This window comes from Oceanisphaera ostreae (genome assembly GCF_042676125.1).
Classification (GTDB): Bacteria; Pseudomonadota; Gammaproteobacteria; order Enterobacterales; family Aeromonadaceae; genus Oceanimonas; species Oceanimonas ostreae.
This window is the reverse complement of record NZ_JBHTJS010000036.1, coordinates 166,529-191,360: the sequence shown is the minus strand read 5'-3', so window position 1 is coordinate 191,360 and position 24,832 is coordinate 166,529. Positions and strand designations below refer to the sequence as shown.

Sequence of the window (24,832 nt, the reverse complement as noted above, 5' to 3'; positions counted from 1 at the left end):
GTATTCTGACGCCGTATAAGGATCGGTCAACCGATCGCCAAAATTTCTTAACTGATCGGTGTTACGCCAAATGGCAGGCTTTTTTATTGTTCGTCAGTATCAAATTATGATTTGACGTCTTCTTTAACTACAGGTCGTGCTGCCACACCCATTTTTAATGCCAGCCAGATAACCAATACTAGGCTTATCATCACCGAGAGAAAGTTGGTGCCCATCTCGGGGAACTGGGTGCGCAAAAATGCTGAATAGCCAAATACCCCAATCAAAAAAGCGAGCAAAGTACATAGAGGAGTATCTCCTTCCATGGGAGAGCTCAGATATTCCTGATATAGCATGTGGGCGGCTAGCGCCAACGCTATGATAGGGAAAACAGAAAACGCCAGCTGGCTAACACTTAAGGTAGCGAGGGTGGCATTACCACAAAGGCCAACTAACAGCGCTAACAAAATAGGTTTACGACGAATAGGTTTACTTACTGACATGGTCATCCTTCCTGATATAGGGCTTAGAGCCTCTTTGCTTTATTGTATGCATCTGCGCCCTTAGCAATGATCCGCAGTTGCAAGGTCATACGTTCAGCCAATGCCGACCGCTCATTTTCATTCATATCCAGTGCTTCTGCACCGGCACTAAATACGATAGTGACCATCGCTTGAGCCTGCATTTCAGCATAACTTCGGCTGGTTTGCTGCTTTTCTTCCAAATAGTCGGTCAGCTCGGCAGTAAAATGCTGAATTTCACGGGCCACTGCTTGGCGAAACGCCGCCGAAGTACCAGAACGCTCACGCAATAGCAGGCGGAATACGTCTGGGCTGCGTTCGATAAACTCCATAAAGGTTTTTATCGATATTTGAATAACACTACCACCATCGGCAATACGTTGACGAGCTTGACGCATTAATTGTCTTAGGGTGAGCCCACCTTCATCGACTAACGTCAACCCCAACTCTTCCATGTCTTTAAAGTGACGATAAAAAGAAGTTGGCGCCAGCCCCGCTTCTCGCGCTACTTCGCGCAAGCTTAAACTGGAAAAGCTGCGTTCGGCACTCAGTTGGCTAAAAGCCGCATCAATTAGAGTACGTCGGGTCTTTTCTTTTTGTTCTGCGCGAATACCCACGGTACACCAAGGTCTAGCATATTCAGACTGGAATCATACCCCTTTGTCGCTAAGCGGTCAGCTCTGTTAGTTTATTTTTTGATTGACCCTGCTGCTATTACAGTCAAAAATAGCGCACATCTGTTCGCTCAATGGACAATCAACATGCATAAACCCCCTATAATTTGGACCAACCTAGCCGTATTTTCTCTGACGGGACTAGCTGCAGTGGTATTAGTGCCTTGGTATGGCCTCGCACATGGCTTTGATGGCTGGCAATGGCTGGCCATGCTGGTGCTGTTCAGCTATAGCTGTTTATCTATTACCGCCGGTTATCATCGTTTATGGGCCCACAAAGCCTATGATGCGCATCCGCTGCTGCAATGGATATTTGCATTGGGTGGGGCACTATCGTTACAAAATTCGGCCTACCATTGGTGTGCCGACCACCGCCGTCATCATCGCCATGTCGATCACACCGACAAAGACCCTTACTCGGCTAGCCGAGGATTGTGGTTCTCACATATGGGTTGGATGCTGCGCCACTACAACACTCCAGACGATAGCAATATTGCCGATCTTAAACGCAACCGTATTCTGCAGTTTCAGCACAAATATTATCTGGTGCTAACGTTACTGATGAATCTCGGCCTGCCGTTGCTGCTGGGTTTCTGGCACGGTGATGTCTGGGGCATGCTGCTATTGGCTGGAGGCTTACGATTATTTCTTGGCCATCATGTCACTTTCTTTATTAATTCTTTGGCGCACTTTTGGGGCCGTCAGCCTTATACCAGCAAAAACTCGGCGCGAGATAACGACTTGCTGGCTGTGTTGACCTTTGGTGAGGGCTACCATAATTTCCACCACCTATTTGAGTTTGACTATCGTAACGGTATTCGCTGGTGGCATTACGACCCGACTAAATGGTTGATCCGCAGTATGAGCTGGCTAAAGCTAACATCTCGCCTGCGTACCTGCCCACCAGAACGCATTGAGCAAGCAAAGCTGGAACGCCGCTTCGAAATTGCTCGGCAAAAAATCATGAAGCGCCAGCAAAATGCCGATACCGAGCAGTGGCTAGCACTGTTGCACAGTGAATATGACCGTTTATTACTGCAGCTTAAAAACTACTACCAGATGCGCAAGCACTTACTGGACCTAAAGAAAAAGGCCGTGCGCTGTAAGTACGAAGAGTTACGACTACGACTGAGCTGCGATGAGTTGAAAGCCGCTTTTACTATTCAACGACGTAACTGGCTTAAGCTAACCACTCAGTTTGCGTAAGCCCAGCTAACCTCTTTGTATAAGGCGCAGCAATGCGCCTTATTTTTGCCTGAAAAGCAGCACTTCCTCACCAAGATCCCCTACTCCGTTCACTTCTCTTTGACAAAAACACTGCAAAATACCATAGTCACCGCTATTTTTGTTTATCAGCCGTTGTACATTTAACTTTACAGTCAGCAGGAGCAGCAAGACGTGGAAAAAAGAGCACAGTTCAGCAGCAAGCTAGGATTCGTAATGGCCGCCGCCGGTTCAGCCATCGGCGTGGGGAACATTTGGGGCTTTCCTACTCAGGCTGCCAGTAATGGCGGCGGTGCGTTTTTACTGGTCTACCTGCTGTTTATCTTTTTACTGGGCTACCCCATGTTGGTGGCGGAAATTACCATTGGTCGCCATGGCCAATCTAATCCCTTTCTTGCGCTGAAAACTCTCACTAAACACCCTTTAGGTAAGCCGATTGCCGGTTTGGTGGGCTTGGCCGCCGTGTTAACCGTGAGCTTTATTTTCACTTTCTATGCCATCGTCTCCGGTTGGTTTGTCTCTTATGCCCTAGCGCCCATTGCTAGCCTAGCCGGCGCCAGCAGCTCGGCCAGCTGGCTAACTGATTTTTCTACCTCTCGTAATGTGGTATTTACCCTCATTTTTGCCCTACTCAGCCTGTATGTGGTGAGCCGAGGCCTGGAACAGGGCATCGAAAAATGGTCGAGCCGCTTAATGCCCTTGCTGTTGGTAATGTTGGTGTTATTAACCGGTTATATGCTGCTGCAACCGGGTGCCAGTGAAGGCCTGAAAGTCTATCTGGTGCCGGACTTTTCTCGCGTCTTAAATGGTGACGTTCTAATTGGCGCTCTGGGTCAAAGCTTTTTCTCGTTATCGCTAGGTGCGGCGGTAATGATGCTATATGGCTCTTATCTAGATCGTCAGGCCAATATTCCGGCACTGGCAGCTCAAGTTACTTTATTAGATACGGGCGTGGCTTTTATGGCGGGTCTGCTGATCTTGCCAGCTATGTATGTGGCACAACACAACGGCGTGACCATTTTTGCTGACGACGGCAGCCTGCTCAGCTCCGATACCTTAGTGTTTTCGGTATTACCTGCCTTGTTTGACAGTATGGGCGCCGCGCAATATCCGGTGGCGTTCGCTTTTTTCTTGCTAATGATAGTAGCCGCCCTCACCTCTGCTATTTCGATGCTAGAGGCCCCGGTCTCTTTAGTGTTGGAATCTACAACGTTGTCGCGGATAAAGGCTACTTGGCTGGTTACGGCGGTGTGTACGCTGTTTAGCATCGTGATTGTCTTTAACTTTGGCAGCTTGTTTGGCTTGGTGATTACCGCTACCACTCAGTATGCCCAGCCACTGGTGAGCTTATGCATTACCCTTTATGCGGGTTGGGTGTGGCAGCGCAATGCGGTATTGGCAGAATTGAAAGCCGGCTATCCCGAGATAGAGCAAGGTTTATTCTGGAAGATTTGGCCCTGGTACGTACGCTTCGTCTGCCCAGTGCTCGTACTGGTGGTGATTATTCAGTCTTTTAACTAAGAGAAAGCGGTACGCCTAACGCTGTACGCCATACGTTAAAGATGACCAAGAGAAAGCGGTACGTCTAACGCTGTACGCCATACGTTAAAGATGCCCCCTGTTTGGGTTTTTACGTACGGCGTATAGCGTACGGCGTACCGCTGTATTTACGCCAGCGCCAGCAGGAAGGCGTATTCTCTTGCTAGATCTCGATAAGACTCAAAACGTCCAGACTTACCCCCGTGTCCGGTTTCCATATCGCAACACAGCAGCAATAAATTGCGGCAGGTTTTCATCTCTCGCAACTTAGCCACCCACTTGGCCGGCTCCCAGTATTGCACCTGTGAGTCATGTAATCCGGTAGTGACCAGCAAGTTAGGATAAGACTGCGGCTGCACCTGATCGTAGGGGCTATAGGATTTTATATAGTGGTAATACTCAGGCTCTGCTGGGTTACCCCACTCATCAAATTCGCCGGTCGTTAAAGGAATCGACTCATCCAACATAGTGGTGACCACATCAACAAAAGGCACATCGGCGACTGCACCCTTAAATAATCCAGGTGCCATATTAATCACCCCCGCCACCAGCAGACCACCGGCACTACCACCTGCAGCAAATACGCGGCTTTTATCGCCATAACCTTGATCGATTAGCGTTTGGGTGACGTCAATAAAATCATTAAAGGTATTTTGTTTATTCAGCAGGCGGCCTTGCTCATACCAATCACGCCCCAGCTCTTCGCCACCACGCACATGGGCGATGGCGTATACAAAACCGCGGTCCAACAAGCTCAAACGCGCCGAGCTAAAGTCAGGGTCCATACTGGCCCCATACGCCCCATAGGCGTAAACCAACAACGGATTGCCCGCCAGTGACTTAAACAAGTCAACGCGATACACCAGCGATACCGGCACCTTAGCCCCATCGCGGGCTGTCACCCACACTCGCTCGCTGCGATAACGCTCGGCGCTAAACTGCTCGCCTACGTATTCTTGTTTTAGCTCGCGTCGCTGTTGGGTGTCCATATTCACTTCATACATAGTCACCGGCCGCGTTAGCGACGAGTAGCCATAACGTAACCAAGCGCTGTCGGCTTCGGCATTAACCCCAAGCCAAGTGACATAAGTGGGATCATCAAATCGGATATGATGCTCAGTGCCATGTTGGCGATGAATTTGACGCAGCTGTATTAACCCTTCGCAACGCTCTTCTAGCACTAGCCAATCGCGAAACAGGGTGAAATCCTCTAGCAGTACGCTTGGCCGCGCGGCAATTAACGACTGCCACTGCAATACATCCCACGACGCTGCGTCACCATCATCGGCCTGGTACAGACCAAAGTTCACACCGTCTTTATTAGAGCGTATATAAAATTGCCCCTGATAATGCTCAACATCATATTCATGGCCGCGTTTACGTGGCAAAAACGTTTGCACTGGGGCAGTAGGCTGGTTTGCAGACAATAAATTAACTTCGCTGGTCACCGTGCTCCAGGCGCCAATCACGATGTAGTCGTTAGAGCGGCTTTTATAAATACTGGTATAAAAGCTATTGTCGGTTTCTTCATACACCAACACATCTTGGCTTTGCGGGGTGCCTAACGCATGACGATAAACCTGATAAGGTAGCAGCGTTTCTGCATCTTGCTTAACGTAAAACAGCGTTTGGCTGTCGTTGGCCCACACTAAGTTGCCAGAAGTATTTTCCAGCACCTCATCATGCTGTTTACCCGCTAATTGTTTGTCATCGGCAAGAGATTTAAAACGAATTTGGTACTGGCCGCGCGACACAAAGTCTTCGGCAAAAGCCAATATGCGCTGATCGGGGCTAACTCCCATTTGGCCTTGGTCGTAATAGGCATGGCCCTCTGCGCGCTCGTTACCATTAAGCAACACTTGCCGCTGCTCTGGCAGGCCATCAAGGTGACGCTCAATAATCGCGTACTCTAAACCCTGCTGAAAACGCGTTTGATACCAGTAACCATTTTTTAGATAAGGCACCGAGCTGTCGTCTTGGCGAATGCGGGAAATCATTTCTTGATACAGGGTTTCTTGCTGGGATTTCAGCGGCGCTAGCATCAGCTCTGCATATTGGTTTTCTTGCTCTAAATAGGCGAGCACCTGCGGGTTGTCTCGTTCGTCATCACGCAGCCAATGATAATTATCGATACGCGCATCATTATGGCTAGTAAGGATATGAGGAATTTTTTTGGCAACCGGTGGTTCTATTGGCACATCGAGACCTTTTAAGAGAAGAAAGCTGTACGTTGTACGCCATACGCCATATGGAAAAAGACAAGCTTGGGCCGGGCATTCACAATAAAAAAGCCGGCCCTACAAGAGTCGGCTTTTATATTGAACGTACCGCGTAAGGCTTATAGCGTAAGGCGCTATTTCTTGCGCCAGCTGCCGTCGGCTAGCTGGATGTAGTGCCCACTCTGGGTGCGCTCTACGTTTAACTGCCCAGCGCGGCGCTGCACCACGGTAAGACTCGTGCCAGTGCGCTGTGCTATGTATTGATAACTAGCTAACCGCTTACGATTAATGTCATTAGCTACGGCCGCGACTGCACCACCGCCTTGTACTACTCCCACTAAGCCATTCAATTGCTCACCCACCAAACCTTGTTGCTTGGCTTGTTGCAAATCTAGCGCCCAAGCCGACCAGCTAAGGCTTGCTACCAATACTATTATCAACCACCGCATAGTCACTCCTTAGAACAAACCCTGCTCTTGCTCAAACAACTGTTCTAGCTCTTTATCAACTCGAACCCGAATTTCGTGATCAACCTTTACGTTCAAATTAACGGTTATGGGCTTGTCTGGTATCATGATTTCTACTCGGGGCGTACAGCCGCTTAGCAATAATAGGCCCACTATGGCCATGTATTTCATCATTTTATTTGCTCTCCCCCTGAAATCTGGCTGGTAGTTGTTCACTCAAATCTTGGGCAAAGCGCAGACTAGCGAGCAACTGTAACAGGTTTTCTTGATGGTGATAATTGAAGTTAACGGGGTGCATTTTGCCCATTACTGGCGCGCGCCCCTGTAAACGCGTATCCACCGTGGCCTCGCCAGTACGTGCCATTGAAATAGTGGCGCTAAGTTGGTCGTAACGCAAATCGCTTAGTAAACCTAAGGTTAAGCCCAGTGATATATTAGCCTCGCCGGTTGCTGCGAGTTGCTGATTCGCTTTATAAGAAATCCAGCCTTGATCACTATGAGCCCGGCCTTGAGTGACGCTAATGCCACCGTCATATGCAAACGGCAACCGGCCGTGCAGTTGGCCACTACCGGTTAACCCGTCCACATTGGCGTAACTCAATATTTGCTCTAATGAGATATCACTGGCATGTAACTCGCCACTGGGTTTACTGGTTAGCGCCATGGGCGACAACGCAAGTTGTCCACCTAGCGCTTGTGCCGTTAACCCCGACAGCCAAGGCCCTTGTTGATGCCAACGTAGCGCCGCATTAATATCAGTAATGGGCACTCCTATCTCGAGTTTAGCAATTGATAAAGCTTGAGGCCCTACGCTCTGCAGCCCCTTTTGGCTCCAGAGCAACTTAAGCTTAGCCGCCACTTGCTCGGCCAGCATATCGCGATAACCAAATTGCCCATCTTGCAGCTCAGCTTGCACCATTAAAGGCTGCTTGTTATCGAGTAGATGAGGCGCCGAGAGCGATAAACGTAATTGCCCTGCTTGCGGTGCTAGCCCCACCGGCAGGTTCAACCAAGAGTCTAACCACGACCAGACACTGACGGCAGACCAGCTCTGAGTTGGAATCTCCAGTGCCAATTCATTACTTCCCTGCAGTTGGCTGCTTCCACCTAAACCGCCCTTATTTAAACCACTGTCACCTAAACCATAACGCCAATTGCCTCTCAGCTGTAAGTCTGGGGCCAGTTCAAGTAGTACGGTACCGCGTAGCGGATTATTCTGCTCACCGCGCAGTTGTAACGCGGCAGCTGGCAAGCGCTGCTGCTGCCATTGCCCTTGCTGCCAGCTCAGCCTCGCTTGCCAAGGTTTGTCTAACTGCAAATCGCCCTGAGGCACCAGCTTTAGCTGTTTTAGTGTCAGGTTTTTCCACTGCAAACGATCTACCGTGAGTTGTGAGCGGGGGCTTAACTGCCACTGACCTTGGCGCAGCTCTGCGTTTAACGCCAGCTGCCAATTACCCGCCAAGGGCGCTGGCAAAGAGCCCGCTACCTGTAACGTGAAGGGTTGTTCGGGTTGCCAGCCGCCACTAAGTTGCACGGGCTGGCGTAAACTTGGGGTCAGTAAGTGCCCCGGCAGCTCACCACGCCAGCGCCAGCCCGACTGCTTGGGCATAATACTCAGTTGCGTGGCACCGGCATCGGTCTGCCATAACACGTCAAGATGTTGCTGCTGGTGATGTAGCTTAGCAGGCCCACTGATCACGCCTTCGGGCAGGTGTAACGTCAGGGTCTCTATTTCAAAATCAATGGCTGGCAAGGTAAGTAACAAGGATAACGCATCGGCGGGATCAACGGTCTGAGTATCATGGGGGTCAGGTTGGCTACGCGAGCAGGTTAAATCTAAACTTAGGCTAGCTAACCGGCCGCTCAAATGCCCCTCATCAAGCGTAATGGTCAGCCCGCTTGCCGTTTCTTTGGGGCAGGCAGGCACAGTGGCTCGTTTGAGGTTGGCTTGTACTTGTAAATTAGGTGGCAAAAGCGCCAGTGCGGGAGTCGAAATCAGCCACAGCGCAAATAACAGCCCAGTTAACGGCATGCTCAACGTCACACTCAATCGCACTATTAACAGCTCCCTTAATAATGGCCATACTCTGTGTATCGTTAGCTCATTTAAGAGCCATTTTCATCGAACTAACGTGCACCTTTTTATTAAAGATTAGCCGCAACAAAAAGAACAAGGAGACCCAATGAGCAAAATTATATTTTGGGGCATCATTCTGATTGCCATCATCGTTATTGGACGACGACTCTACACATATCTCCACAATAATGCTCAGTCTGAACGCAGCGTGGCAGTGCTCGTCGTCGATAAAAATTATCGCGAATTCATGGGACAAACTCATCAGCAACAAACCGAGCTACCGCCACCAAAAATTAACTATTATGTGACCTTTCGTCCGCTAGAAGGTGCTGAAGAACGTCAATTTCAAGTAAGCCAACACCTTTATGAACAACTCCAACCCGCACAAACCGGCACCCTCGTTTTTAAAGGCAGTCGTTTTATTGCCTTCGAGATGGATAGTTAGCCAGGGTAGCGACTGAATACCGCCGTATTACCCTGCTTATCAAAGCTTAAAACTTCATAAGGAGAGCCAGGGATGTCCATGCCTGGCGCACTTTGTGGCATGCCAGGAATCGTCAAGCCTCGAACCTCAGGCTGCTGTTGCAATAATTGTCGTACGTCGGCAGCTGGCACATGCCCCTCAATCACGTAGCCATCGATCAAGCCGGTATGGCAAGACGCAAGCTCTGGGCGTACACCGGCGAGCTTTTTTATCGGAGTCATATTATTGTCATCAATAACCGTGACCTCGAAGCCCGAGTCTTGCATATGAGTGACCCAGTCCTCACAACAGCCACAGATAGGTGATTTATATACGGTGAGTGGTGCAGCCAGTACCGGCACCGACAGTAGGGTCGCCACCAAACCATAAAAAGACTTTTTCAGCATAATATTCCTTATTGTTCGTTAGGCTTTCCGCATGCGGCACTCAAGATAAAGGGACTCACCGCTCAGTGTTTGGATCTTGTTCTGTATTTCACACTACCACAAAACCGGTTCCTGCTATCATAGTGCCATCTTAATTGTATTTCGCGGAGTTACTATGTCTTACATGGCCATTAAACATGCCCACATGATGTTTGCGCTAATTAGTATTACCCTCTTTATATTGCGCGCCTGGTTGGCGGTACCCTCGCCTGCTCGCATCAAGAGTAAATTTTTAAAAGTAGCCCCCCATATAGTCGATACACTGCTACTGGCGTTAGGCATCTGGCTGGCCGTATTAAGTAGCCAGATACCCTTTGGCAATAGCCCCTGGCTTACCGCCAAGGTGATTGGGCTAGTGCTGTATATTGTAGTTGGCACCATCGCTATTAAGCGCGGCAAAACTCGTGGTCAACGCTTGATCGCCACGTTGGCCTCTATTGCTATTTTTACCTACATCTACGGCGCTGCCGTAAGCAAATCGCCATTATCTTGGCTAGCACTTAGCTAAAATATGCAACGACCAGAGGCTATTGCTGCCTCTGGTCGTTTATCGCTCGTTAACACCTGCGACATCAAGGCACATTAGTAACAGGCTCGACCACGGGGTAAACTGGAAACTCGCCTAACGCCAGCCATGACCATTCATTTTCTTGATATAAAGCATTGCTAGAGCGCGGGTCCAGCATCAAGGCGGCAAGCGGTGCAAGTGTCTGGCTCATGGGAACTAACAAGTCGCCCCGCTGCAAAGTCACTGTATCTTGGGTCACCTCCACTTCTACCTGCACCTTTTCCCGCACTCCAGGCCGAGTCTCCGGTTATTTCCCATATCGAACTGCGCCTCAACGTCCGTTAGTCAGCACCCGCTTCCAAATTCCCGACTCGTGCGCGTCATACACCACATCCGGATTAAAACGATGCAAGGCATCCACTAATAACCGAGTTTCTCTGGCTTGCAGAGCCACATAGTCAATATTGGTATTGTCGTTGTCAGCATTGTGCCGAGAGGCCAAGTCTCGGCCGTCAGGGTTCGCCATGGCCATCAGTACCAGATTCATCCGCGACAACAAGCCCGGATGCTGTACCGCCACTAGCTCGCGCGCCAACTGCAGCATGGCCTCGGCTCCTGCCGGCTCGTTACCGTGTTGCGAGCCAAATATCATCACGGTGGCTTTATCGGCTTCGCTGGCAGAGTGCTGTAAAAAGCCAGCCGAGCTAGAAAGCAAGAGTGCTTCTAGCGGTCGGCCACCAGCCGAAATACCCAGTTGCACTAATTTGGCGTTATCCGAGGTCTTATCCAAGGTCGCTAGATAGTGGCTAATCATTTGGCTATCGGGTAGCGACTGTTTCTTTGCCTGCTCGAAGGGCGTTTTCGCGACCGAACCTGCCCAAGCCAAGCAGCTTGAAAAGAGTAACAACAGCATGAACATTTTCATCTCAGCCTCAACAAGGTCTTTTAACTTCAATTACTTACATACATAAACACAGAATTGAGATTATGGCTAGATAGCGTCAGAAACCGACCATAGAAACGAGAGTGTATACAAACAGCGACAGTCTACCTCGAAAAAGATGCGACAGAAGTTGTCACACCCTTAATCTAGGATAGAATCATACCAAGCAAGAGGGCATCACCATGAGTAAGAAGCTATTAAGACAATTGACCCTGGCGCGCTGTGTTCCTTATCGTCCGTACAAGCTGACCGCACGCCAGCTGCAAGTAAAGCTAGAAGAAGAAGGCATTCAGGTAAGTTTGCGCACCGTACAGCGTGACTTAGAAGAGATGTCTGGCATGGGCCTATTTGATCTCACCTCCGATGACCGTAGCAAACCCCACGGCTGGTGTTTTGAACGCAATGGTTTAAATGATTTTGCCAACTTTATGCCGCTTGGCTTGGCGATGGCGCTTAAGACCTGGAACGACCAGGCCGCAGACCTACTGCCCGCTAGCGTATTAGCCGAATTAAACCCGATTATTGATAAAGCAAATCAGGTAATTAAAGACAGTAAAAGCGAATTGGCCAGTCGCTGGACAGAGAATGTAGTGCGCTTACCTAAGCCGTTTGCTGGCAGCCCAGAGATACGCCGCGCCACCACGATTCGTGATGCACTATGGCGCGGTCGTAAGTTTAGTGCCGAAATTAAGCGCGTCATTAAAGGCCGCACCGTGTGGCTGCGTTATGAGCAAGTGAATCCATTGGGCATTGTTGGCCGCAAAGACGGCACCATGCTGTTATGCACCGTATCGGATATGGACCCTAAAATTTACGGCATTTCCTTTGAAAATATCAAAGAAGTGGAACTCACCAGCCGCCCAGTGATGCAGCCACGTGAATTTAGCGTCAATAAATTGATACGCGAAAAAGGTTATCACGAAGAGTCCGACACCATTCATTTTGTGGGTCGAATTACTAATCCAAATCGTGCCATTATTGAAACGGCTATTCCGGGCAACAACCCTAGGTTGACCCGTTACGACAAGCAGAGCATGATGGTGGAAACTGAAGTCAAAGATTCCCCTGAATTTCGCCGCTGGCTTACCGATATGGCGGGAAAAGTTGAGATACTGGCACCAGAGTCTCTAAAAAATAGCTAAGCTATTTATTATCACCTTAATTTGCAAGGGCTGACTAATTCAGCCCTTTTGTTTTCCACGGAGTCCCGGATGAACGACCATCTCCTTTTTGAACCGGCCGAAGCAGATTGTGACGCTATTAATATCAGTGTAATTGGCGTTGGGGGCTGCGGTGGTAATACCGTTAACCTATTAGCCGATAGCACTTTGCCCGAACGCGTTAATATTGTGGCAATGAATACCGATGCCAAAGCATTACAGCAAAGTCGCGTTGAGATCCTGCAACTGGGTAAAGTACTAACCCGCGGCTTAGGTGCCGGGGCGCAAGCTGACATTGGTCGACAAGCAGCAGAAGAAAGTCTTGATGAAATCCGTGCCCATTTAAGGGGCGCGGATTTATGCTTTATTACCGCCGGCATGGGCGGCGGTACAGGCACAGGTGCAGCGCCTATCGTCGCTCAAATAGCACGAGAGCTTGGCGTTATGACAGTAGCAATTGTCACTCGGCCCTTTGCTTTTGAAGGTAAACAGCGCGCTAAAGCTGCAGACGCAGGGCTTGCCGTGCTCGCCGAACACACCGATGCATTATTGGTGCTACCCAACGATTATCTGCTCAAAGTGCTGGGTGCCAAAACACCGTTACTACAAGCGTTTACCGAAAGCAGCAGAGTGATCCAAAATGCCGTTAAGGGTTTGGCCGATATTATTGGTCAAACCGGCCTTATCAATATCGACTTTGCCGATGTGCGCACCATCATGCGCCAGCAAGGCAAGGCGGTGATGGGTATAGGTTTGGGTACCGGTGCCAATAAGGTAGCAGATGCAACATTACAGGCCTTAAACAATCCGCTACTCGAACGCGTAGAACTAGAGCGTGCGCGCGGCGTGCTGTTAAACGTGGTGGCATCTATGGATATTGGCCTGGATGATTTTCAGAAGATTGGTGATCAGGTTGCCGAGTGCGTGGGGGAATATGCCACCGTCGTGTCGGGTATTAGCTTAGATCCCAACTTAATCGATAGTATACAGGTGACTATGATTGCAACGGGCATACAGCCACAGCAAGCAACCATAGCGCCGACTCAGCCACAGCCGAAAGCACAGTCCGCCGCTGAGCATCCTACCGAGCCAACGCCTGAGGGGCTAGACATTCCAGCCTTTTTGCGCCAACGCCAACAATAACGACAAAGGCCGGTGCAATGCACCGGCCTTTCACTATCTGAGTTCCGTTGTCAGCTTAGCTAAACACGTTTAGACACCAAGTGATAGCTGGTATCGCTACGATATCGATCAGTACGGCTCCGCATAACGGTGCCACGATAAAGGCCTTGTGCGAGAACACCTTGTAACGATCACATACCGCTCCCATATTGGCCACAGCATTGGGCGTCGCCCCCAAACCGTGCCCAACAAAACCGGCGCATAATACCGCTGCATCGTAATTACCACCCATCAGTCGGAACATCAGGAAGACCGCCAGCAATATGATGGCTAGGGTTTGTACCACCAGAATAATCAGCAATGACCAGCCCAGATCAGCCAGCTGCCATAGCTGGAGCGACATCATCGCCATGGTCAGAAATATCCCCAAACAAAAATCGCTAACCACATGGATGGCGTTGTCGGGCAGCGTCAGCAGAGCAAACTTCTCGTTCAGATTACGCAGCACAATAGCGATAAACATGGCGCCGACATAAGACGGCAGAATGATATCGAAGTCCGCGCGCAAATAACCACTCAGCCACAAACCGGTAATCATGGTACACAGCACCACCGCCAGTATTTTCAACAACAGCACACCAGTAATGGGAGTAGGTACCGAGCGCTCCGCAGCTTGCAGCTCTTTTAGATCATGTACCTGTTCTGCATGAATATCGACCTTGTGACGATTGATCAGCAGTCGGGCCACCGGGGCGCCCAGCAGACCTCCGGCCACCATGCCGAAGGTGGCTGAGGCCAAGGCGGCGGTAGTGGCACCCGTCACACCCAGCGCCTCGGCCTCAGGCCCAAAAGCCGCTGCGGCACCGAAGCCCCCTTCCAGAGAGACGGCACCGGCCATCAGACCGAGTAGCGGGTGTTCGCCCAGCAAGGTAGCTATGCCGATCCCCAACCCATTCTGCAGCAACGCCAATCCCCAGCAGGCAACCAAGTAAATCCCCAGCACCTTGCCGCCTTTTTTCAGTAAAGCCAGGCTACCACCTAGGCCGACGGTTGCAAAAAACGCAATCATCAGAGGTGTTTGCAGAGCCGTATCGAACTGGAACTCTACCCCTCCCCAGCTACGGGCGACCCACACTACCAAAGCGAAACCGAAGCCGCCAATCACTGGGGCCGGGACGCACAACTGGTGGAGCAGACCCACCTTGCGCTGTAATACCAGACCCAGCATCAGCAGCAAGGCCGCCAGAGCCGTGGTGTTCATCACATCAAGAGTAATGAGATTCATTTTATTTCCCTATATCTACAACTAATTACAATGTCGGCCCAAACCAGAGCCGACAAACAGGGTCAGCCGGCAAGCCGGGCCAACAGGCGCGCGGCCACACGGGCCGTGCTTGAGTAGCGATCTCGAGCCGGGTTCAGCTCGGCGATATCGGCCATCTTCATTTTGTTGCTGGATTTGATGCGCTCCAGCGCATACTCCAGCAGCCCCAGATCCATGCCTCGTCCGGCCGGAGCACTGACGCCCGGCGCCAGACTGGCCGGTAGTACATCCAGACAAACAGTGACATACAGCAGGTCGACCTCGGCAATAGCCTGATCCAGTGCCGCATTCAGTGGCTGCAAATCCCAGCCATTCAGCTCTTCATCCAGCACGATACGGGTATTCAGCTGGCTCGCGCGTTCGAATAGCGCGTCGGTATTGTGGTAACGGCTGACGCCGATACAGGTGTAATGAAACGGCAGTCCGCGTGCTTCGCACAGGGTGGCACATTGATTGAAAGGGGTGCCAGAGCTGGCGCGTGCCGAGCGACGCAAATCCAGATGGGCATCGAAGTTGATGATGCCGATACGCGGAGTTTCTTGCTGGCGGCACTGGTGCTCCACCAAACCACTAAAGCTGGCATAGCCAATCTCGTGACCGCCGCCAAGCCCTATCACCCGGTGTCCAGCATCCATGAACGCCGCCACCTTGTCGGCATACAGCGCCTGAGCCGCTTCCAGCTCATCTCCATGACAATGCACATCGCCACCGTCATAGAGAGGCGTATCCAGATGCCAGGCTAGGTTTGCGGTGGCAGCCCGCAGCGCTTGCGGTCCGGCGGCGGCGCCCACCTGCCCCTGATTGCGGAGCACACCGGCATCACAACAAAAGCCCAGCAATACTAGGCCGGGGATCTGCTCACCCTCTGCAGCCTGCACCTGCTGGTGCCAGCGTCGGGCCAGATCACCTTCTTCGTGATCTACCCGTCCCTGCCACAGAGACATATCGGCGGCACTATATGCGGTTTGTTTCATTACGCTTCCTCACTAAATTGACTAATTGCTCATGGCGCCCAAGCGTGCGGCGGTATCGCAGACCCAGCGGCCCCACTGACTCTGGAGTGCACCGACCCGCTCCACAGGAGCCATCAGGCTGATGGCGCCGAGCAGATTATCTCGGCTGCCCAGTACCGGTGCACTAACACCCCAGACTCCCTGATCGATTTCACCTTGTGATACCGCGTAACCCTGCTCCCGAACCTGCTCCAGCGACTGAATCATCAGGGTTCGCTCTGCCGGCGGCAGTTCCGCCAGTATCTGCTCGCGCAGCGTCTCGTCCATAAACGCCAGCAAGGCCCTAGCACTCGCGCCGTAGCGCAAGGGTTGGGAATAGCCTTTCTGGTAGCAACAACGCAGAGCCTGAGAGCTGTCGATCATCTCAACACACAAGGCACGATTGCCGGAAATCATCATCAGGGCGGCACTTTCTCCCGAGCGCTCCGCCAGCTCGGCCAGCAAGGGACGAGCCCAGGTCAACACGCTGTTCTGATGTTCGAAACCGGCCGCCAGCTGCACCGCCATAGGCCCAGGTGCATACCTGCCGCTTTGCCGCTCCTGCACCAGTGACCAGCGGCACAGCACCGCCAGATAACGATAGGTGCTGGACAATGGCAGACCGGTCAGCTCGGCAAGTTCGCGGGCGGTAACGGCACAGGGGGCCGTTACCAGAGATGACAACAGCGTAAACACCTTGTCCTGAGAGCTGATTTTGATGGTCATGATCCTCTCCTTGCGGCGCACATTGCCTGATAAATCGACGATGTAAACTTACGTTCTCAAAATACGGGAATATAATGTAAATATAGTGCTATTTTTCTAAAAAATGCGGCATAAATCACCATGATTTAACATTTATACCAATCTAAGTAAAAATCTGATCTAGTTTAAAATCGGATACGAGAGAAAACAGAGTCAGCTCCCACGACACGCCACTGGGCTAGCCATCTTTGCTGGGTAACGGCTGCGAATATTCACAGGATATTCGTTCCAATACTCAACAAAGATACACGGCAGCAAGCTGCCCCCTGCAGGCTCAGGAAATGCCATCCCTGGCATTGTCACGGTCGTGGGAGCCGATCTCTGTTGCCTCTCCTTAAGCTCTGAGCTGTCTGTAAAGCGCACCAACAGGCGACCTCGCAGCCTAGGGACGGATAAAGAGATCGGCTCCACCGACCATCACATAACAGGGATGTTATGTGTTTGAGCGTCACACGGATGTGCTTGCAGCGGGTCGGTGGAGTTGACTCTTTGTTCGGCTTTTATATAAACAAAAAAAGAGCAGTTAGTTTTCCAGATTGGTATTAGATTAGATAGATTGCAGATGGGAAGCAGGAACGAAACAGTCACAAACGGCGCCAATGGCACCATCATCTTGAAAGAAGGATAGATAGACAGAAAAAAACAGACAAAAAAAGGGCAAGCCAATTGGCTTGCCCGCGATGAAGAATACCAGCTGATTATTCGATTCACCAATGCGAATAACTGAACTTCGAAAGCAATACAGGGTCTCAGTCGCCATTAAATAACTAAGTGCCTTAAAAGCCTAGCCTTGTATCGTCAGTATTTGATATTGCTCGCGTTATTAATCATCGGCGGAATAAAAGCGTGAGGATGCTCACACCTTAACTCACACTTCAAATATCAAGTCCACCCATACCAGGCGATGATCTGAGCTGGCTCGACTGTCTGGCCAACCGCGTTTATTCCAAAACAGTTCAGCATTCACCTTATTCCGCTCTGGCCAATATACGCCACTGGCTAATGCCTGAAGACCCGCACTCGGCAGCACATAATCTAGCCGCAACCCTTGGCTATGGGTCCAGTACTTAGGCGAGCCCATCCGAGTGTTTGTTTGCTGCAGTGCAAAGCCGCCACGAGCCGCTGGCCGCAATCGGCCTAGTGCTACCGATTGATTAAGCGCCGGATCGGCCAATAATCCCTGAATGCCCTCACGAAAACCGTCACCATCTGTTGGATCGGCATTTAAGTCACCCAAAATAACAAAATCGGCACCGGCCTCTAGCCCGCCTTGCTTGCCACTATCGTCTATTAAGTAATGTCCTTGGGGACTGCGAATATAATCATGCCACAGCCTTAACTCATCATGATTGCGGCAGCTGTTGCGCCGTTCTGGCCCCTCATTGATAGGCGGCGCAGGATGACAAGCCAGAAGATGCAGCACTCGGCCATTGGGTAGCTGCACTGGTAGGTCGAGATGATTTTTAGAGGACAGCGGTAATATATTCAGCACATCGGCACTGTAATAACAACCTAGTTCCTTTTGCGGTAAGCGCGCGTTAGGCATATCACGCCATAAAAATTGGCGAAAACTACGCTGTTGCTCAAGTAATAACGGAAAGCGCGATAACACCGCAAAACCATATTGCCCGTGAAAGGCACCAAAGCCTAAACCGTCAGCAGGTAAACTCGGACGCCCCTGACCGTGTAGCGATAAAGGCGACAACATCCCTGTATTGGTGGGAACTAAGTAGCAATAAGGATAATCAATACCTTGTTCTCCTTTTGCCAGATAATCACGGCAAAACACCTGCAAATGCCCGTCATTGAAACCTTCGCCATCATGATCAAATTCATTAAGTAGCACGATATCGGGCCTAACATGCTGTAAAATGCGGGCAAGATTCTGAGGTTGGCGATGGTCAGCCGCTAGATCTGCCGCAAGTTTTCCTGGCTGAGAACGATTTAGCGCCACATTAAAAGTGGCGACTCTCATTTTTAATGGCAACATCATGAGCGTAACTTGCCTTTATGGTTCAAACTGTCATTATTCATTAAATATTGCTTTCAAGGATGAAAAAGATGTTCAGCAATATGCTACTTGTTTCTCTCGCATTGTTCGCCTTGCTATATCTGTTGCGTCGCCGTCAAGAGCGCTTTTTAATTACCATTGAAGGTGCCCACGTTAAGGTAACTCGTGGGCAGCCACCCCAAGCGCTAGTGCTGCATTGTCGGCAATTGATTCAAGATGCGTATGTGTTGCAGGGAACTATTCGTGGCCTAAAAAAAGGTAACGAGATAACCCTTAGCTGCTCTCGCAGCATTCCGGCTTCTTATCGCCAAAATCTTCATTTATTTTGGCAGCAACAATGATAAAGAGTCAGAACATGCTTCACCAACGCTATCTCCCTATGAAATAATTTAAAATTATCTCAATGCTCTTGACCTGAACTCTATTTCCCGCTTTGCTGGGTATATTATTCTTAATGAGGTTAACCTATGAAGCTTTATCCTTTATTACTTTGTGGCCTTTTAGCTGCTTGTTCTAGCCAGCCGTCTTCTGAGAAGACCAGTAAATCTGAGCCTAACACCAAGGCAAACTCTAGCCAGAACCAACCTGCTCAGCAAATTGTTCCTAAAGGAGAATTCGCCCAAATTGATGTGAAGAAATCTCAGCAAGCTATGGATGCAATTACTAGCGGCAAAGGCGAGACCGTCAACGACATACTGAAAAACCCGAATGCTTATGTGCCGCCCGTCTTATATCTGATCTCGGCCATCATGTTCGATAACGACTATCAGGATCAGGCTACCTTCTGGTTTTATGCGGCCCAGCTGCGCGCGCGCAGTGATGCAAATAAATCTGGCGATAACACAGCTCATGCCGCCGTTAGTCAGCTAAACCAGCGCTTTGGTGTGAATATCACTCCTTATTCGATGAGCAATCCCGACCGTTTGAAATCGATAGTTAGCCAAGTATTAGAGTGGGATAGCGAGCAAACTCGCAACTACGATGCGCGCTGGATAGCATTACAAGGCAAAGACGTGACCACCGAAACCAAGGTTAACTTCGCCCCTAAAGAAAAATGGGAAGAAATTAACGCGCTCACTCGTAGCCAGTTTCGCCAAGGTCTAGAGCAAGCACTCACCAAAATACAGCAGCCAGCTGCCCAGTAATACCCACTTTTTTCAAGTAAATGTTATTTACATCCCGGCTTTGCCGGGATGTTTTGCTTGATAGCCCGCGCGAGCCAAAAAAGACGGGCGTCACACTCTTCCTCACTAAGATAAGCATAGTCTTAAATAAGCGCGGTGATCCGGTTAGAATACTCCCATACTTAGCTCACAGGAGAACACATTCATGAGCCGCTTACACTCTAGGCCCATTAAAGTTTGGGACTGGTCTATTCGGGTTTTTCACTGGTGCTTACCCGTACTGCTGTTTTTATTATGGTATTCGGCAGGCGACGATATGGACCGGCACATGCTGTTTGCACAAGCTTTGCTGGCCTTGATCACCTATCGCATTGTCTGGGGCTTTATTGGTACTCCTTATGCGCGTTTCAGCCACTTTCTTTATCATCCCAAGCATATTGTTAATTACCTGCTAGTCAGCCATAAACCCAACAAGCCCATTTACCTGAGCCACAACCCCGTGGGCGGCATTATGGTATTGGTAATATTGGCGACCTTGTTATTTCAGCTAACCACCGGTTTATTTGCCACTGATGACATTTTTTATAACGGTCCGCTGTATATGTATGCCTCTGGCGCCACCACCAAGCTGATGACCTTTTTACACAAGAAGTGGTTTTATTGGGGCATCTTATTAATCGTGGGCATGCATATTTTGGCTATAGTGATGTATCGGCTACGGGGTGAAGGTTTAGTAAAAGCCATGGTAACCGGCCATAAAGACGCGCCCAAGGCGCGATTGGCAGATGAGCTACCTGCTACTGCCGCTTTCCCTTGGATACGCTTCGTTATTGCCGTCGCGCTAGCGGCAACGCCCGTCTGGATACTGTTTTATTATTTATAAGCGACAACACTAAGCATCAAGCCAAAAGAAAAGCTCTAAGCCATGGCTTAGAGCTTTTTCGTTTTACAGGGAAAGTAGGTGTCTACAAATAGTTCCGCTCTTGGTTAAGCGTGGCGCAGGGCGCCTGATGCTCGGCGATCTGGTTTACTGCTTTACACCTTCGATATGAAACTCAAGGTAAATAGTCGCAGCGGCAGGGCCTAAATCGTAATTCATGCCAAAGTCTGCGGGCTTTAACTCCATTTCACCTTCAAAGCCTCGACGATAACCGCCCCATGGGTCTTTACCCGCACCCACTTCTTCAATTTCAAACTCAACCGGCTTAGTCACACCATATAGGGTTAAATCACCTTTAACGGTGTATTCACCGTCGTCATCGTCTTTGGTGACACTAGTACTCTTGAAGCTGGCTTGGGGGAATTTTTTAACATTCAAAAAATCATCGCTACGAATGTGGCGGTCACGCTCAGCATGATTGGTATCAATGCTATTAGTATTAATGGTCACTTCAACACTATTGTTAGCCGCATCATCTTCGTCAAACACAAAGCTGCTTTTAAAGTCATTAAAACGCCCGGCTACCCAGCTATAACCCAAATGGTTAACTTTAAAATTAACCGAAGCGTGCATGCCTTCAGTATCTGCCACATAGGTTTCTGGCGCAGCAAAGGCTTGTGGGGCCAACATGAGCATGGCGGCGGCAATCACAGTTTTTTTCATTGTTACTCTCCTCGTGGGTTTATGCTTGGTACGCTACAACATCCGCTTCAACGTAGCATCTTTATCTAACCAGTGGTGTTTAATCGCTGCCAACCCGTGTAATACCGATAGGCCAATCAGTGACCACGCACAGTACTCATGAATCCAGCCGGCTATGTCTTCTTGATTATCAATGGCCGTTATTAATACCGGAATATCGAACCAACCAAAAAATGAGGCCGGTCGATTATCAGCCGTGGCAACCAAATAGCCGCTAATAAATAAACCAAACATCAAGCCATATAGCAGCCAGTGGGTGCCACGCGCTAATACTCGCTCCCAAGCTTTATGCGAGGGTAACGGCGCTGGTAGGCTCGTGGTGGTACGAATAACCAAACGTAACAGTATTAAGAAAAGTAATAAAAAGCCGACACTCTTATGCCAGAACGGCAGCACTTGATACAGCGAATCGTAATAGCTAAGACTGCGCATCCACAAGCCAACGCCAAATAAGGCCACGATTATGAGCCCAGTTAGCCAATGTAAAATACGCATTAAAATCGAATATTTCTGCATATCAAATAATCCCAGTCACTGCGTAGTATTGCTATTTATACTCATAAGAATATAACAGCCTGCATCATATAAACGTAAATTTCGTCAATCAGTACTGTTTTTTATGACCTATATAAATATGCATTTAACATGCATTAACGTAAAAGGAGCCCTTAGGCTCCTTTTACGTCAGATCACGCGTTAATTAATCGCGATTATTAGTCTGCACGATAATCGTCGTGACAGGCTTTACAGCTTTTCAGTACCTTGACAATGGCAGGACCTGCGGCTTTTTTATCGAAACCAGCCTCGCCAGACACAGCGATCAGCTCTTGCAAGGCGCCACCAAAGGCTTTGCCTTTGCCACTAAAACCGTCCATGTCTTCCCAGGCTGCTGGCAGCATGTTGCTGTCTTTAACGCCTTGAGTCGCAGGCACATAGGTTTCGCCTAGTAACTTGGCTACATTGCTCATGTTTAATGCGCGTTCGCGCACTATTTCCGGATCAAACTCAATTTCGCCCTTGGCCGTGGCACCCAGTACTGTGGCTTGAGCACTCAGAATTTGATAGATAGACTGACGATATTTAACCAGATCATCGGCCTTGAACAGCTCGGTCTGGGCAATAGCGGTAGTGGCGAAAAGACCACCAATGGCTACCAGCGCGATTTTTTTCAGCATCACTTGCTCCTTTTTGTTATTTTTTAGTGCTTTTAAACTAGCTTTGTAGCAATTATTGCCTAACCATAAACTATCAAATACAGCAAAGCCACCAACAAAATACCAAGCTGTGCACTAATGCTAAAACAAACCTTAATGTTTTACCCAAATAAGATCTTCCGTGGCAAACCCCAAGGCTTTCGCCCTGGCCACAAACTGCGTTTTTAATTGCGGGCTCACTTCAGATTGTCGGGCCAATAGCCACAGATAGTCGTGGTTATATCCAGAAATAAAGGCGTACTCATAGTTATCACCCAGCTCAAACACCACATAAGAGCTATAAAACGGACCAAAGAAAGACACTTTAAGATGGCCCTCTTGTTCACCATTCACAAAATAGGCTTTGCCTTGTGCTTCTTTTTGCTCGCCACTTTGCGCATCGATACCGCGGTTAATTACGCGAAGTCCCCCGTCGTCACGCTGCTGATACTCGGCGCTTACCTGCTCTAACCCTTGCTCAAACGAGTGATCAAGGCGGGCAATTTCATACCAAGTACCCAGATAACGCTCACTATCAAAGTTTTTAACGGGGGTGACGCCCTCAGGCATGCCTGTACAACCGGCTAATAAACCCACAATACACAGTAATAAAATACGCATGCTACGTCCTCGTAATAACGGTGCTGCAGCATAAGCGAACAGCTTAATGGCGGTAAAGCCGTTGTGACTAAGGGACAGACTTATGACACTCCGCTAGTAACTTAACAAAAAAATCACTGCCTTTGCGACGAGCAAACGCAATATTACGCTCAGGGATAGACTCAGGATCGCTATAATTGGCTAAGGCTTTTTCCATACTGGCTTCACGAATAATATGCAGAGTTGGATAAGGCGAGCGATTAGTATAATTAGCCGCATCATCTTGAGCTTCACCGTCAAAACAGTAGTCGGGATGAAAACTGGCCAGCTGATATTTCCCTTCATATCCTTGGTCAAATAACGCCTCATCGGCCAAATCAACCAAGTCCAAATAAGCATAAAAGCCTTCGAATCCCCGAGGTAAAATCACCAGCGTGGTTTCTACTGCTGGTTGTTCATCTAATAAAGCACATTCGGCTAACAGTGCCTGTAATACTGCCTTGGCCTTATGCTCCTCAACCACCACATAGCGAATGCTGGCGCGCTCCACTTCTTGGCGAGCAAACGGGCACAGGTTATATTTCATAATCACCTGCTTAACCCAATTTTCAGTATGCTCTATATACTGCAGTTGTTCTGACATGTGGAGTTCTCTTTTCAAATATCTAATGCCGGTTATTGATAACGTTTGCCATTATGCTGCAGCCAGCCGCCCAGGTGACGACCTCGGGGGTCGTGGTGAGTCCAGTGCACCACGCCGCCTTTGTTATTCCATTCATATTCACCGTAAAACGTCACCGTATCACCCTCTTTCAGGCCGTTGATGCGCGGTGCCAAGTCGATATTATGGGCAATTAGCAGGGTCTGACCGCTCGGCAGCGCCAGTATGAAGCGCTGATGGCGAGAGCCCTTATTATCATCTGCCAATAGCCGGGTAACCCGGCCGCGGCCCTCTACCTGTACGTCGCTCTGCCGGTTTTGATAGGCCAGCGCGAGCGGATCGGAGGCGGCCTGTGCCGTCGATAAAAAGTCAAAAAGCGGCGGGGACTGAGTCTGTGCACCAGCTAGGCCGAGACCAACCACTAGGGCAATAAGGAGCTTTTTCATCAATTTTGTCACCTCGTCACAGGGGTATGTTATTCACGGGTAAAAGCAAAATTTGCATAATAACCGATAGCACTGCTCTTACCGTTATCGGCGTCGGTCATAATGGCGACCGCTTCAATATAACGAAAATCCTTACCAAATAGCCGCCGCAAATCCGCCTTAATATTGCGTTTTTCGCTTACCCAGCCATCACCATCCTGTCGATTACGCAGTGCCAGCATCATCGCTTTGTCACCGGCGAAGGGATTCGCCCAGCGCAGCCCCACTCTCGCTTCTTGCGCCCAAACGTAGCTGATTGCTTTACTGCTCAGTCGGGTCCAACCGTCGCGGACCACCACATAGACCCGTACCGCAAAATCGTCTCCCGCCTTGGTGCGTTCGTCGGCCACGTTAGGAAATCGCTCCACACGCCAGCGCCAGCTGAGCCAAGGGGTTGCATCTAAATCGATACGTTGCTCATAGAACAGGCCGGACGCCGCCGCTTGGCTGCTGGCCCGCACCACTTGCTGCTGCAACAGGGGGTCGAACACCGGCCGGTATTCGGTATCGCCAGCAAAGCTTTTGGGCTCCCAGCCCAGCATCGCCGCCGTAGAAAATTCCAGAGCCGGTACCGACGCAGACAATCCCAGTAACAACCAGCCAAATATGGCGCTGACCAAGGTACGGTTAAGCATAATGGTATCCTAAATGGTGATCCTTCAGCCAGTATAGGCCTCAGCGCGGGGATGCTTT

At 49.8% G+C, this 24,832-nt stretch carries 29 protein-coding genes; 9 read left to right on the top strand and 20 right to left on the bottom strand.

Annotation, left to right across the window (positions count from 1 at the left end; all coding sequences use genetic code 11):
• Nucleotides 1-104: 104 nt before the first annotated feature.
• Together ACFQ1C_RS10620 and fabR are read right to left on the bottom strand one after the other, a co-directional pair.
• Nucleotides 105-482 carry a YijD family membrane protein gene (locus ACFQ1C_RS10620; RefSeq protein WP_379558585.1) on the bottom strand — a complete coding sequence of 126 codons (378 nt, stop codon included), beginning with the start codon at nucleotides 480-482 and terminating at the stop codon, nucleotides 105-107.
• Nucleotides 483-505: 23 nt separating this feature from the next.
• Nucleotides 506-1,117, bottom strand: coding sequence for an HTH-type transcriptional repressor FabR (gene fabR, locus ACFQ1C_RS10615; RefSeq protein ID WP_379558584.1), 612 nt, complete (start codon nucleotides 1,115-1,117; stop codon nucleotides 506-508).
• A gap of 144 nt (nucleotides 1,118-1,261) precedes the next feature.
• On the opposite strand from fabR, the gene ACFQ1C_RS10610 reads away from it, so the two are divergent.
• Both ACFQ1C_RS10610 and ACFQ1C_RS10605 read left to right on the top strand, forming a co-directional pair.
• Nucleotides 1,262-2,380, top strand: coding sequence for an acyl-CoA desaturase (locus ACFQ1C_RS10610; RefSeq protein WP_379558583.1), 1,119 nt, complete (start codon nucleotides 1,262-1,264; stop codon nucleotides 2,378-2,380).
• A 192-nt stretch (nucleotides 2,381-2,572) separates the two neighbouring features.
• Nucleotides 2,573-3,919, top strand: coding sequence for a sodium-dependent transporter (locus ACFQ1C_RS10605; protein ID WP_379558582.1), 1,347 nt, complete (start codon nucleotides 2,573-2,575; stop codon nucleotides 3,917-3,919).
• A gap of 146 nt (nucleotides 3,920-4,065) precedes the next feature.
• Here ACFQ1C_RS10605 and ACFQ1C_RS10600 read toward each other — a convergent pair whose 3' ends face one another.
• From ACFQ1C_RS10600 to ACFQ1C_RS10585, 4 genes are all read right to left on the bottom strand, one after another.
• On the bottom strand, nucleotides 4,066-6,135 hold the full coding sequence (locus ACFQ1C_RS10600; RefSeq protein WP_379558581.1) for a S9 family peptidase: 2,070 nt from the start codon (nucleotides 6,133-6,135) through the stop codon (nucleotides 4,066-4,068).
• Between the two features lie 155 nt (nucleotides 6,136-6,290).
• Nucleotides 6,291-6,605, bottom strand: coding sequence for a YdbL family protein (locus ACFQ1C_RS10595; protein WP_379558580.1), 315 nt, complete (start codon nucleotides 6,603-6,605; stop codon nucleotides 6,291-6,293).
• A 9-nt stretch (nucleotides 6,606-6,614) separates the two neighbouring features.
• Nucleotides 6,615-6,797, bottom strand: a complete 183-nt coding sequence (locus ACFQ1C_RS10590; protein WP_379558579.1) for a YnbE family lipoprotein — start codon at nucleotides 6,795-6,797, stop codon at nucleotides 6,615-6,617.
• Nucleotide 6,798: 1 nt separating this feature from the next.
• Complete coding sequence (locus tag ACFQ1C_RS10585; protein ID WP_379558578.1) at nucleotides 6,799-8,679, bottom strand: intermembrane phospholipid transport protein YdbH family protein; 1,881 nt, start codon at nucleotides 8,677-8,679, stop codon at nucleotides 6,799-6,801.
• Nucleotides 8,680-8,806: 127 nt separating this feature from the next.
• Between ACFQ1C_RS10585 and ACFQ1C_RS10580 the strand changes: the two genes are divergently transcribed.
• Nucleotides 8,807-9,145, top strand: a complete 339-nt coding sequence (locus ACFQ1C_RS10580; protein ID WP_379558577.1) for a DUF2500 domain-containing protein — start codon at nucleotides 8,807-8,809, stop codon at nucleotides 9,143-9,145.
• Here the strand turns inward: ACFQ1C_RS10580 and ACFQ1C_RS10575 are convergent.
• Nucleotides 9,142-9,570 carry a DUF411 domain-containing protein gene (locus ACFQ1C_RS10575; RefSeq protein ID WP_379558576.1) on the bottom strand — a complete coding sequence of 143 codons (429 nt, stop codon included), beginning with the start codon at nucleotides 9,568-9,570 and terminating at the stop codon, nucleotides 9,142-9,144. The two genes, ACFQ1C_RS10580 and ACFQ1C_RS10575, sit on opposite strands and share 4 nt — an antisense overlap.
• A 154-nt stretch (nucleotides 9,571-9,724) precedes the next feature.
• Here ACFQ1C_RS10575 and ACFQ1C_RS10570 point away from each other — a divergent pair, with 154 nt between their 5' ends.
• On the top strand, nucleotides 9,725-10,117 hold the full coding sequence (locus ACFQ1C_RS10570; protein WP_379558575.1) for a SirB2 family protein: 393 nt from the start codon (nucleotides 9,725-9,727) through the stop codon (nucleotides 10,115-10,117).
• A gap of 64 nt (nucleotides 10,118-10,181) precedes the next feature.
• Here the strand turns inward: ACFQ1C_RS10570 and ACFQ1C_RS10565 are convergent, their stop codons facing one another.
• A complete protein-coding gene (locus tag ACFQ1C_RS10565) occupies nucleotides 10,182-10,406 on the bottom strand; it encodes a hypothetical protein (RefSeq protein WP_379558574.1) in 225 nt (74 codons plus the stop codon).
• Nucleotides 10,407-10,448: 42 nt separating this feature from the next.
• Complete coding sequence (locus ACFQ1C_RS10560) at nucleotides 10,449-11,030, bottom strand: M14 family zinc carboxypeptidase (RefSeq protein ID WP_379558573.1); 582 nt, start codon at nucleotides 11,028-11,030, stop codon at nucleotides 10,449-10,451.
• A gap of 212 nt (nucleotides 11,031-11,242) precedes the next feature.
• On the opposite strand from ACFQ1C_RS10560, the gene ACFQ1C_RS10555 reads away from it, so the two are divergent.
• Together ACFQ1C_RS10555 and ftsZ are read left to right on the top strand one after the other, a co-directional pair.
• Nucleotides 11,243-12,202, top strand: coding sequence for a helix-turn-helix transcriptional regulator (locus ACFQ1C_RS10555; RefSeq protein ID WP_379558572.1), 960 nt, complete (start codon nucleotides 11,243-11,245; stop codon nucleotides 12,200-12,202).
• A 69-nt stretch (nucleotides 12,203-12,271) separates the two neighbouring features.
• Nucleotides 12,272-13,363 (top strand): cell division protein FtsZ, encoded by a 1,092-nt coding sequence (gene ftsZ, locus ACFQ1C_RS10550; protein WP_379558571.1) that lies wholly within the window; start codon nucleotides 12,272-12,274, stop codon nucleotides 13,361-13,363.
• Between the two features lie 55 nt (nucleotides 13,364-13,418).
• On the opposite strand, the gene gltS is transcribed toward ftsZ, so the two are convergent.
• The 4 genes from gltS to ACFQ1C_RS10530 form a co-directional block, all read right to left on the bottom strand.
• Nucleotides 13,419-14,627, bottom strand: a complete 1,209-nt coding sequence (gene gltS, locus ACFQ1C_RS10545) for a sodium/glutamate symporter (protein WP_379558570.1) — start codon at nucleotides 14,625-14,627, stop codon at nucleotides 13,419-13,421.
• 62 nt (nucleotides 14,628-14,689) lie between these two features.
• Nucleotides 14,690-15,640, bottom strand: a complete 951-nt coding sequence (gene hutG, locus ACFQ1C_RS10540; RefSeq protein ID WP_379558569.1) for a formimidoylglutamase — start codon at nucleotides 15,638-15,640, stop codon at nucleotides 14,690-14,692.
• 21 nt (nucleotides 15,641-15,661) lie between these two features.
• Nucleotides 15,662-16,384: an IclR family transcriptional regulator gene (locus ACFQ1C_RS10535; protein WP_379558568.1), complete on the bottom strand. Its 723-nt coding sequence runs from the start codon at nucleotides 16,382-16,384 to the stop codon at nucleotides 15,662-15,664.
• 907 nt (nucleotides 16,385-17,291) lie between these two features.
• On the bottom strand, nucleotides 17,292-18,416 hold the full coding sequence (locus tag ACFQ1C_RS10530) for an endonuclease/exonuclease/phosphatase family protein (protein WP_379558567.1): 1,125 nt from the start codon (nucleotides 18,414-18,416) through the stop codon (nucleotides 17,292-17,294).
• 68 nt (nucleotides 18,417-18,484) lie between these two features.
• Here ACFQ1C_RS10530 and ACFQ1C_RS10525 point away from each other — a divergent pair, with 68 nt between their 5' ends.
• The 3 genes from ACFQ1C_RS10525 (at nucleotide 18,485) to ACFQ1C_RS10515 (ending at nucleotide 20,441) form a co-directional block, all read left to right on the top strand.
• Complete coding sequence (locus tag ACFQ1C_RS10525; RefSeq protein WP_379558566.1) at nucleotides 18,485-18,775, top strand: DUF3634 family protein; 291 nt, start codon at nucleotides 18,485-18,487, stop codon at nucleotides 18,773-18,775.
• Nucleotides 18,776-18,901: 126 nt separating this feature from the next.
• Entirely contained in the window at nucleotides 18,902-19,579 is a 678-nt protein-coding gene (locus ACFQ1C_RS10520) for a hypothetical protein (RefSeq protein ID WP_379558565.1), read from the top strand.
• A gap of 184 nt (nucleotides 19,580-19,763) precedes the next feature.
• Nucleotides 19,764-20,441: a cytochrome b/b6 domain-containing protein gene (locus ACFQ1C_RS10515; RefSeq protein WP_379558564.1), complete on the top strand. Its 678-nt coding sequence runs from the start codon at nucleotides 19,764-19,766 to the stop codon at nucleotides 20,439-20,441.
• A gap of 144 nt (nucleotides 20,442-20,585) precedes the next feature.
• On the opposite strand, the gene ACFQ1C_RS10510 is transcribed toward ACFQ1C_RS10515, so the two are convergent.
• From ACFQ1C_RS10510 to ACFQ1C_RS10480, 7 genes are all read right to left on the bottom strand, one after another.
• The gene (locus ACFQ1C_RS10510) at nucleotides 20,586-21,161 is read right to left on the bottom strand and encodes a YceI family protein (protein WP_379558563.1); all 576 of its coding nucleotides are present in this window, start codon (nucleotides 21,159-21,161) and stop codon (nucleotides 20,586-20,588) included.
• Between the two features lie 33 nt (nucleotides 21,162-21,194).
• Nucleotides 21,195-21,716, bottom strand: coding sequence for a cytochrome b (locus ACFQ1C_RS10505; protein WP_379558562.1), 522 nt, complete (start codon nucleotides 21,714-21,716; stop codon nucleotides 21,195-21,197).
• A 197-nt stretch (nucleotides 21,717-21,913) separates the two neighbouring features.
• Nucleotides 21,914-22,375: a c-type cytochrome gene (locus ACFQ1C_RS10500; RefSeq protein WP_379558561.1), complete on the bottom strand. Its 462-nt coding sequence runs from the start codon at nucleotides 22,373-22,375 to the stop codon at nucleotides 21,914-21,916.
• Between the two features lie 132 nt (nucleotides 22,376-22,507).
• Nucleotides 22,508-23,014, bottom strand: a complete 507-nt coding sequence (locus ACFQ1C_RS10495) for a lipocalin family protein (protein ID WP_379558560.1) — start codon at nucleotides 23,012-23,014, stop codon at nucleotides 22,508-22,510.
• A 67-nt stretch (nucleotides 23,015-23,081) separates the two neighbouring features.
• Nucleotides 23,082-23,636 (bottom strand): DUF1415 domain-containing protein, encoded by a 555-nt coding sequence (locus ACFQ1C_RS10490; protein WP_379558559.1) that lies wholly within the window; start codon nucleotides 23,634-23,636, stop codon nucleotides 23,082-23,084.
• Nucleotides 23,637-23,668: 32 nt separating this feature from the next.
• On the bottom strand, nucleotides 23,669-24,100 hold the full coding sequence (locus ACFQ1C_RS10485) for a DUF3465 domain-containing protein (protein ID WP_379558558.1): 432 nt from the start codon (nucleotides 24,098-24,100) through the stop codon (nucleotides 23,669-23,671).
• A gap of 29 nt (nucleotides 24,101-24,129) precedes the next feature.
• Nucleotides 24,130-24,774, bottom strand: coding sequence for a DUF3047 domain-containing protein (locus ACFQ1C_RS10480; RefSeq protein ID WP_379558557.1), 645 nt, complete (start codon nucleotides 24,772-24,774; stop codon nucleotides 24,130-24,132).
• Nucleotides 24,775-24,832: the final 58 nt, after the last annotated feature.

What these genes read in the sequence shown, in the direction of transcription:
- ftsZ (WP_379558571.1), top strand. Translation starts at nt 12,272, where the DNA reads ATGAACGACCATCTCCTTTTTGAACCGGCCGAAGCAGATTGTGACGCT.
- ACFQ1C_RS10530 (WP_379558567.1), bottom strand. Translation starts at nt 18,416, where the DNA reads ATGATGTTGCCATTAAAAATGAGAGTCGCCACTTTTAATGTGGCGCTA.
- ACFQ1C_RS10515 (WP_379558564.1), top strand. Translation starts at nt 19,764, where the DNA reads ATGAGCCGCTTACACTCTAGGCCCATTAAAGTTTGGGACTGGTCTATT.
- ACFQ1C_RS10620 (WP_379558585.1), bottom strand. Translation starts at nt 482, where the DNA reads ATGTCAGTAAGTAAACCTATTCGTCGTAAACCTATTTTGTTAGCGCTG.
- ACFQ1C_RS10595 (WP_379558580.1), bottom strand. Translation starts at nt 6,605, where the DNA reads ATGCGGTGGTTGATAATAGTATTGGTAGCAAGCCTTAGCTGGTCGGCT.
- ACFQ1C_RS10580 (WP_379558577.1), top strand. Translation starts at nt 8,807, where the DNA reads ATGAGCAAAATTATATTTTGGGGCATCATTCTGATTGCCATCATCGTT.
- ACFQ1C_RS10570 (WP_379558575.1), top strand. Translation starts at nt 9,725, where the DNA reads ATGTCTTACATGGCCATTAAACATGCCCACATGATGTTTGCGCTAATT.
- ACFQ1C_RS10500 (WP_379558561.1), bottom strand. Translation starts at nt 22,375, where the DNA reads ATGCTGAAAAAAATCGCGCTGGTAGCCATTGGTGGTCTTTTCGCCACT.
- ACFQ1C_RS10480 (WP_379558557.1), bottom strand. Translation starts at nt 24,774, where the DNA reads ATGCTTAACCGTACCTTGGTCAGCGCCATATTTGGCTGGTTGTTACTG.
- ACFQ1C_RS10525 (WP_379558566.1), top strand. Translation starts at nt 18,485, where the DNA reads ATGTTCAGCAATATGCTACTTGTTTCTCTCGCATTGTTCGCCTTGCTA.
- ACFQ1C_RS10485 (WP_379558558.1), bottom strand. Translation starts at nt 24,100, where the DNA reads ATGAAAAAGCTCCTTATTGCCCTAGTGGTTGGTCTCGGCCTAGCTGGT.
- gltS (WP_379558570.1), bottom strand. Translation starts at nt 14,627, where the DNA reads ATGAATCTCATTACTCTTGATGTGATGAACACCACGGCTCTGGCGGCC.
- ACFQ1C_RS10575 (WP_379558576.1), bottom strand. Translation starts at nt 9,570, where the DNA reads ATGCTGAAAAAGTCTTTTTATGGTTTGGTGGCGACCCTACTGTCGGTG.
- ACFQ1C_RS10555 (WP_379558572.1), top strand. Translation starts at nt 11,243, where the DNA reads ATGAGTAAGAAGCTATTAAGACAATTGACCCTGGCGCGCTGTGTTCCT.
- ACFQ1C_RS10495 (WP_379558560.1), bottom strand. Translation starts at nt 23,014, where the DNA reads ATGCGTATTTTATTACTGTGTATTGTGGGTTTATTAGCCGGTTGTACA.
- ACFQ1C_RS10520 (WP_379558565.1), top strand. Translation starts at nt 18,902, where the DNA reads ATGAAGCTTTATCCTTTATTACTTTGTGGCCTTTTAGCTGCTTGTTCT.
- hutG (WP_379558569.1), bottom strand. Translation starts at nt 15,640, where the DNA reads ATGAAACAAACCGCATATAGTGCCGCCGATATGTCTCTGTGGCAGGGA.
- ACFQ1C_RS10560 (WP_379558573.1), bottom strand. Translation starts at nt 11,030, where the DNA reads ATGCTGTTGTTACTCTTTTCAAGCTGCTTGGCTTGGGCAGGTTCGGTC.
- ACFQ1C_RS10535 (WP_379558568.1), bottom strand. Translation starts at nt 16,384, where the DNA reads ATGACCATCAAAATCAGCTCTCAGGACAAGGTGTTTACGCTGTTGTCA.
- ACFQ1C_RS10505 (WP_379558562.1), bottom strand. Translation starts at nt 21,716, where the DNA reads ATGCAGAAATATTCGATTTTAATGCGTATTTTACATTGGCTAACTGGG.
- ACFQ1C_RS10510 (WP_379558563.1), bottom strand. Translation starts at nt 21,161, where the DNA reads ATGAAAAAAACTGTGATTGCCGCCGCCATGCTCATGTTGGCCCCACAA.
- ACFQ1C_RS10590 (WP_379558579.1), bottom strand. Translation starts at nt 6,797, where the DNA reads ATGATGAAATACATGGCCATAGTGGGCCTATTATTGCTAAGCGGCTGT.
- ACFQ1C_RS10490 (WP_379558559.1), bottom strand. Translation starts at nt 23,636, where the DNA reads ATGTCAGAACAACTGCAGTATATAGAGCATACTGAAAATTGGGTTAAG.
- ACFQ1C_RS10610 (WP_379558583.1), top strand. Translation starts at nt 1,262, where the DNA reads ATGCATAAACCCCCTATAATTTGGACCAACCTAGCCGTATTTTCTCTG.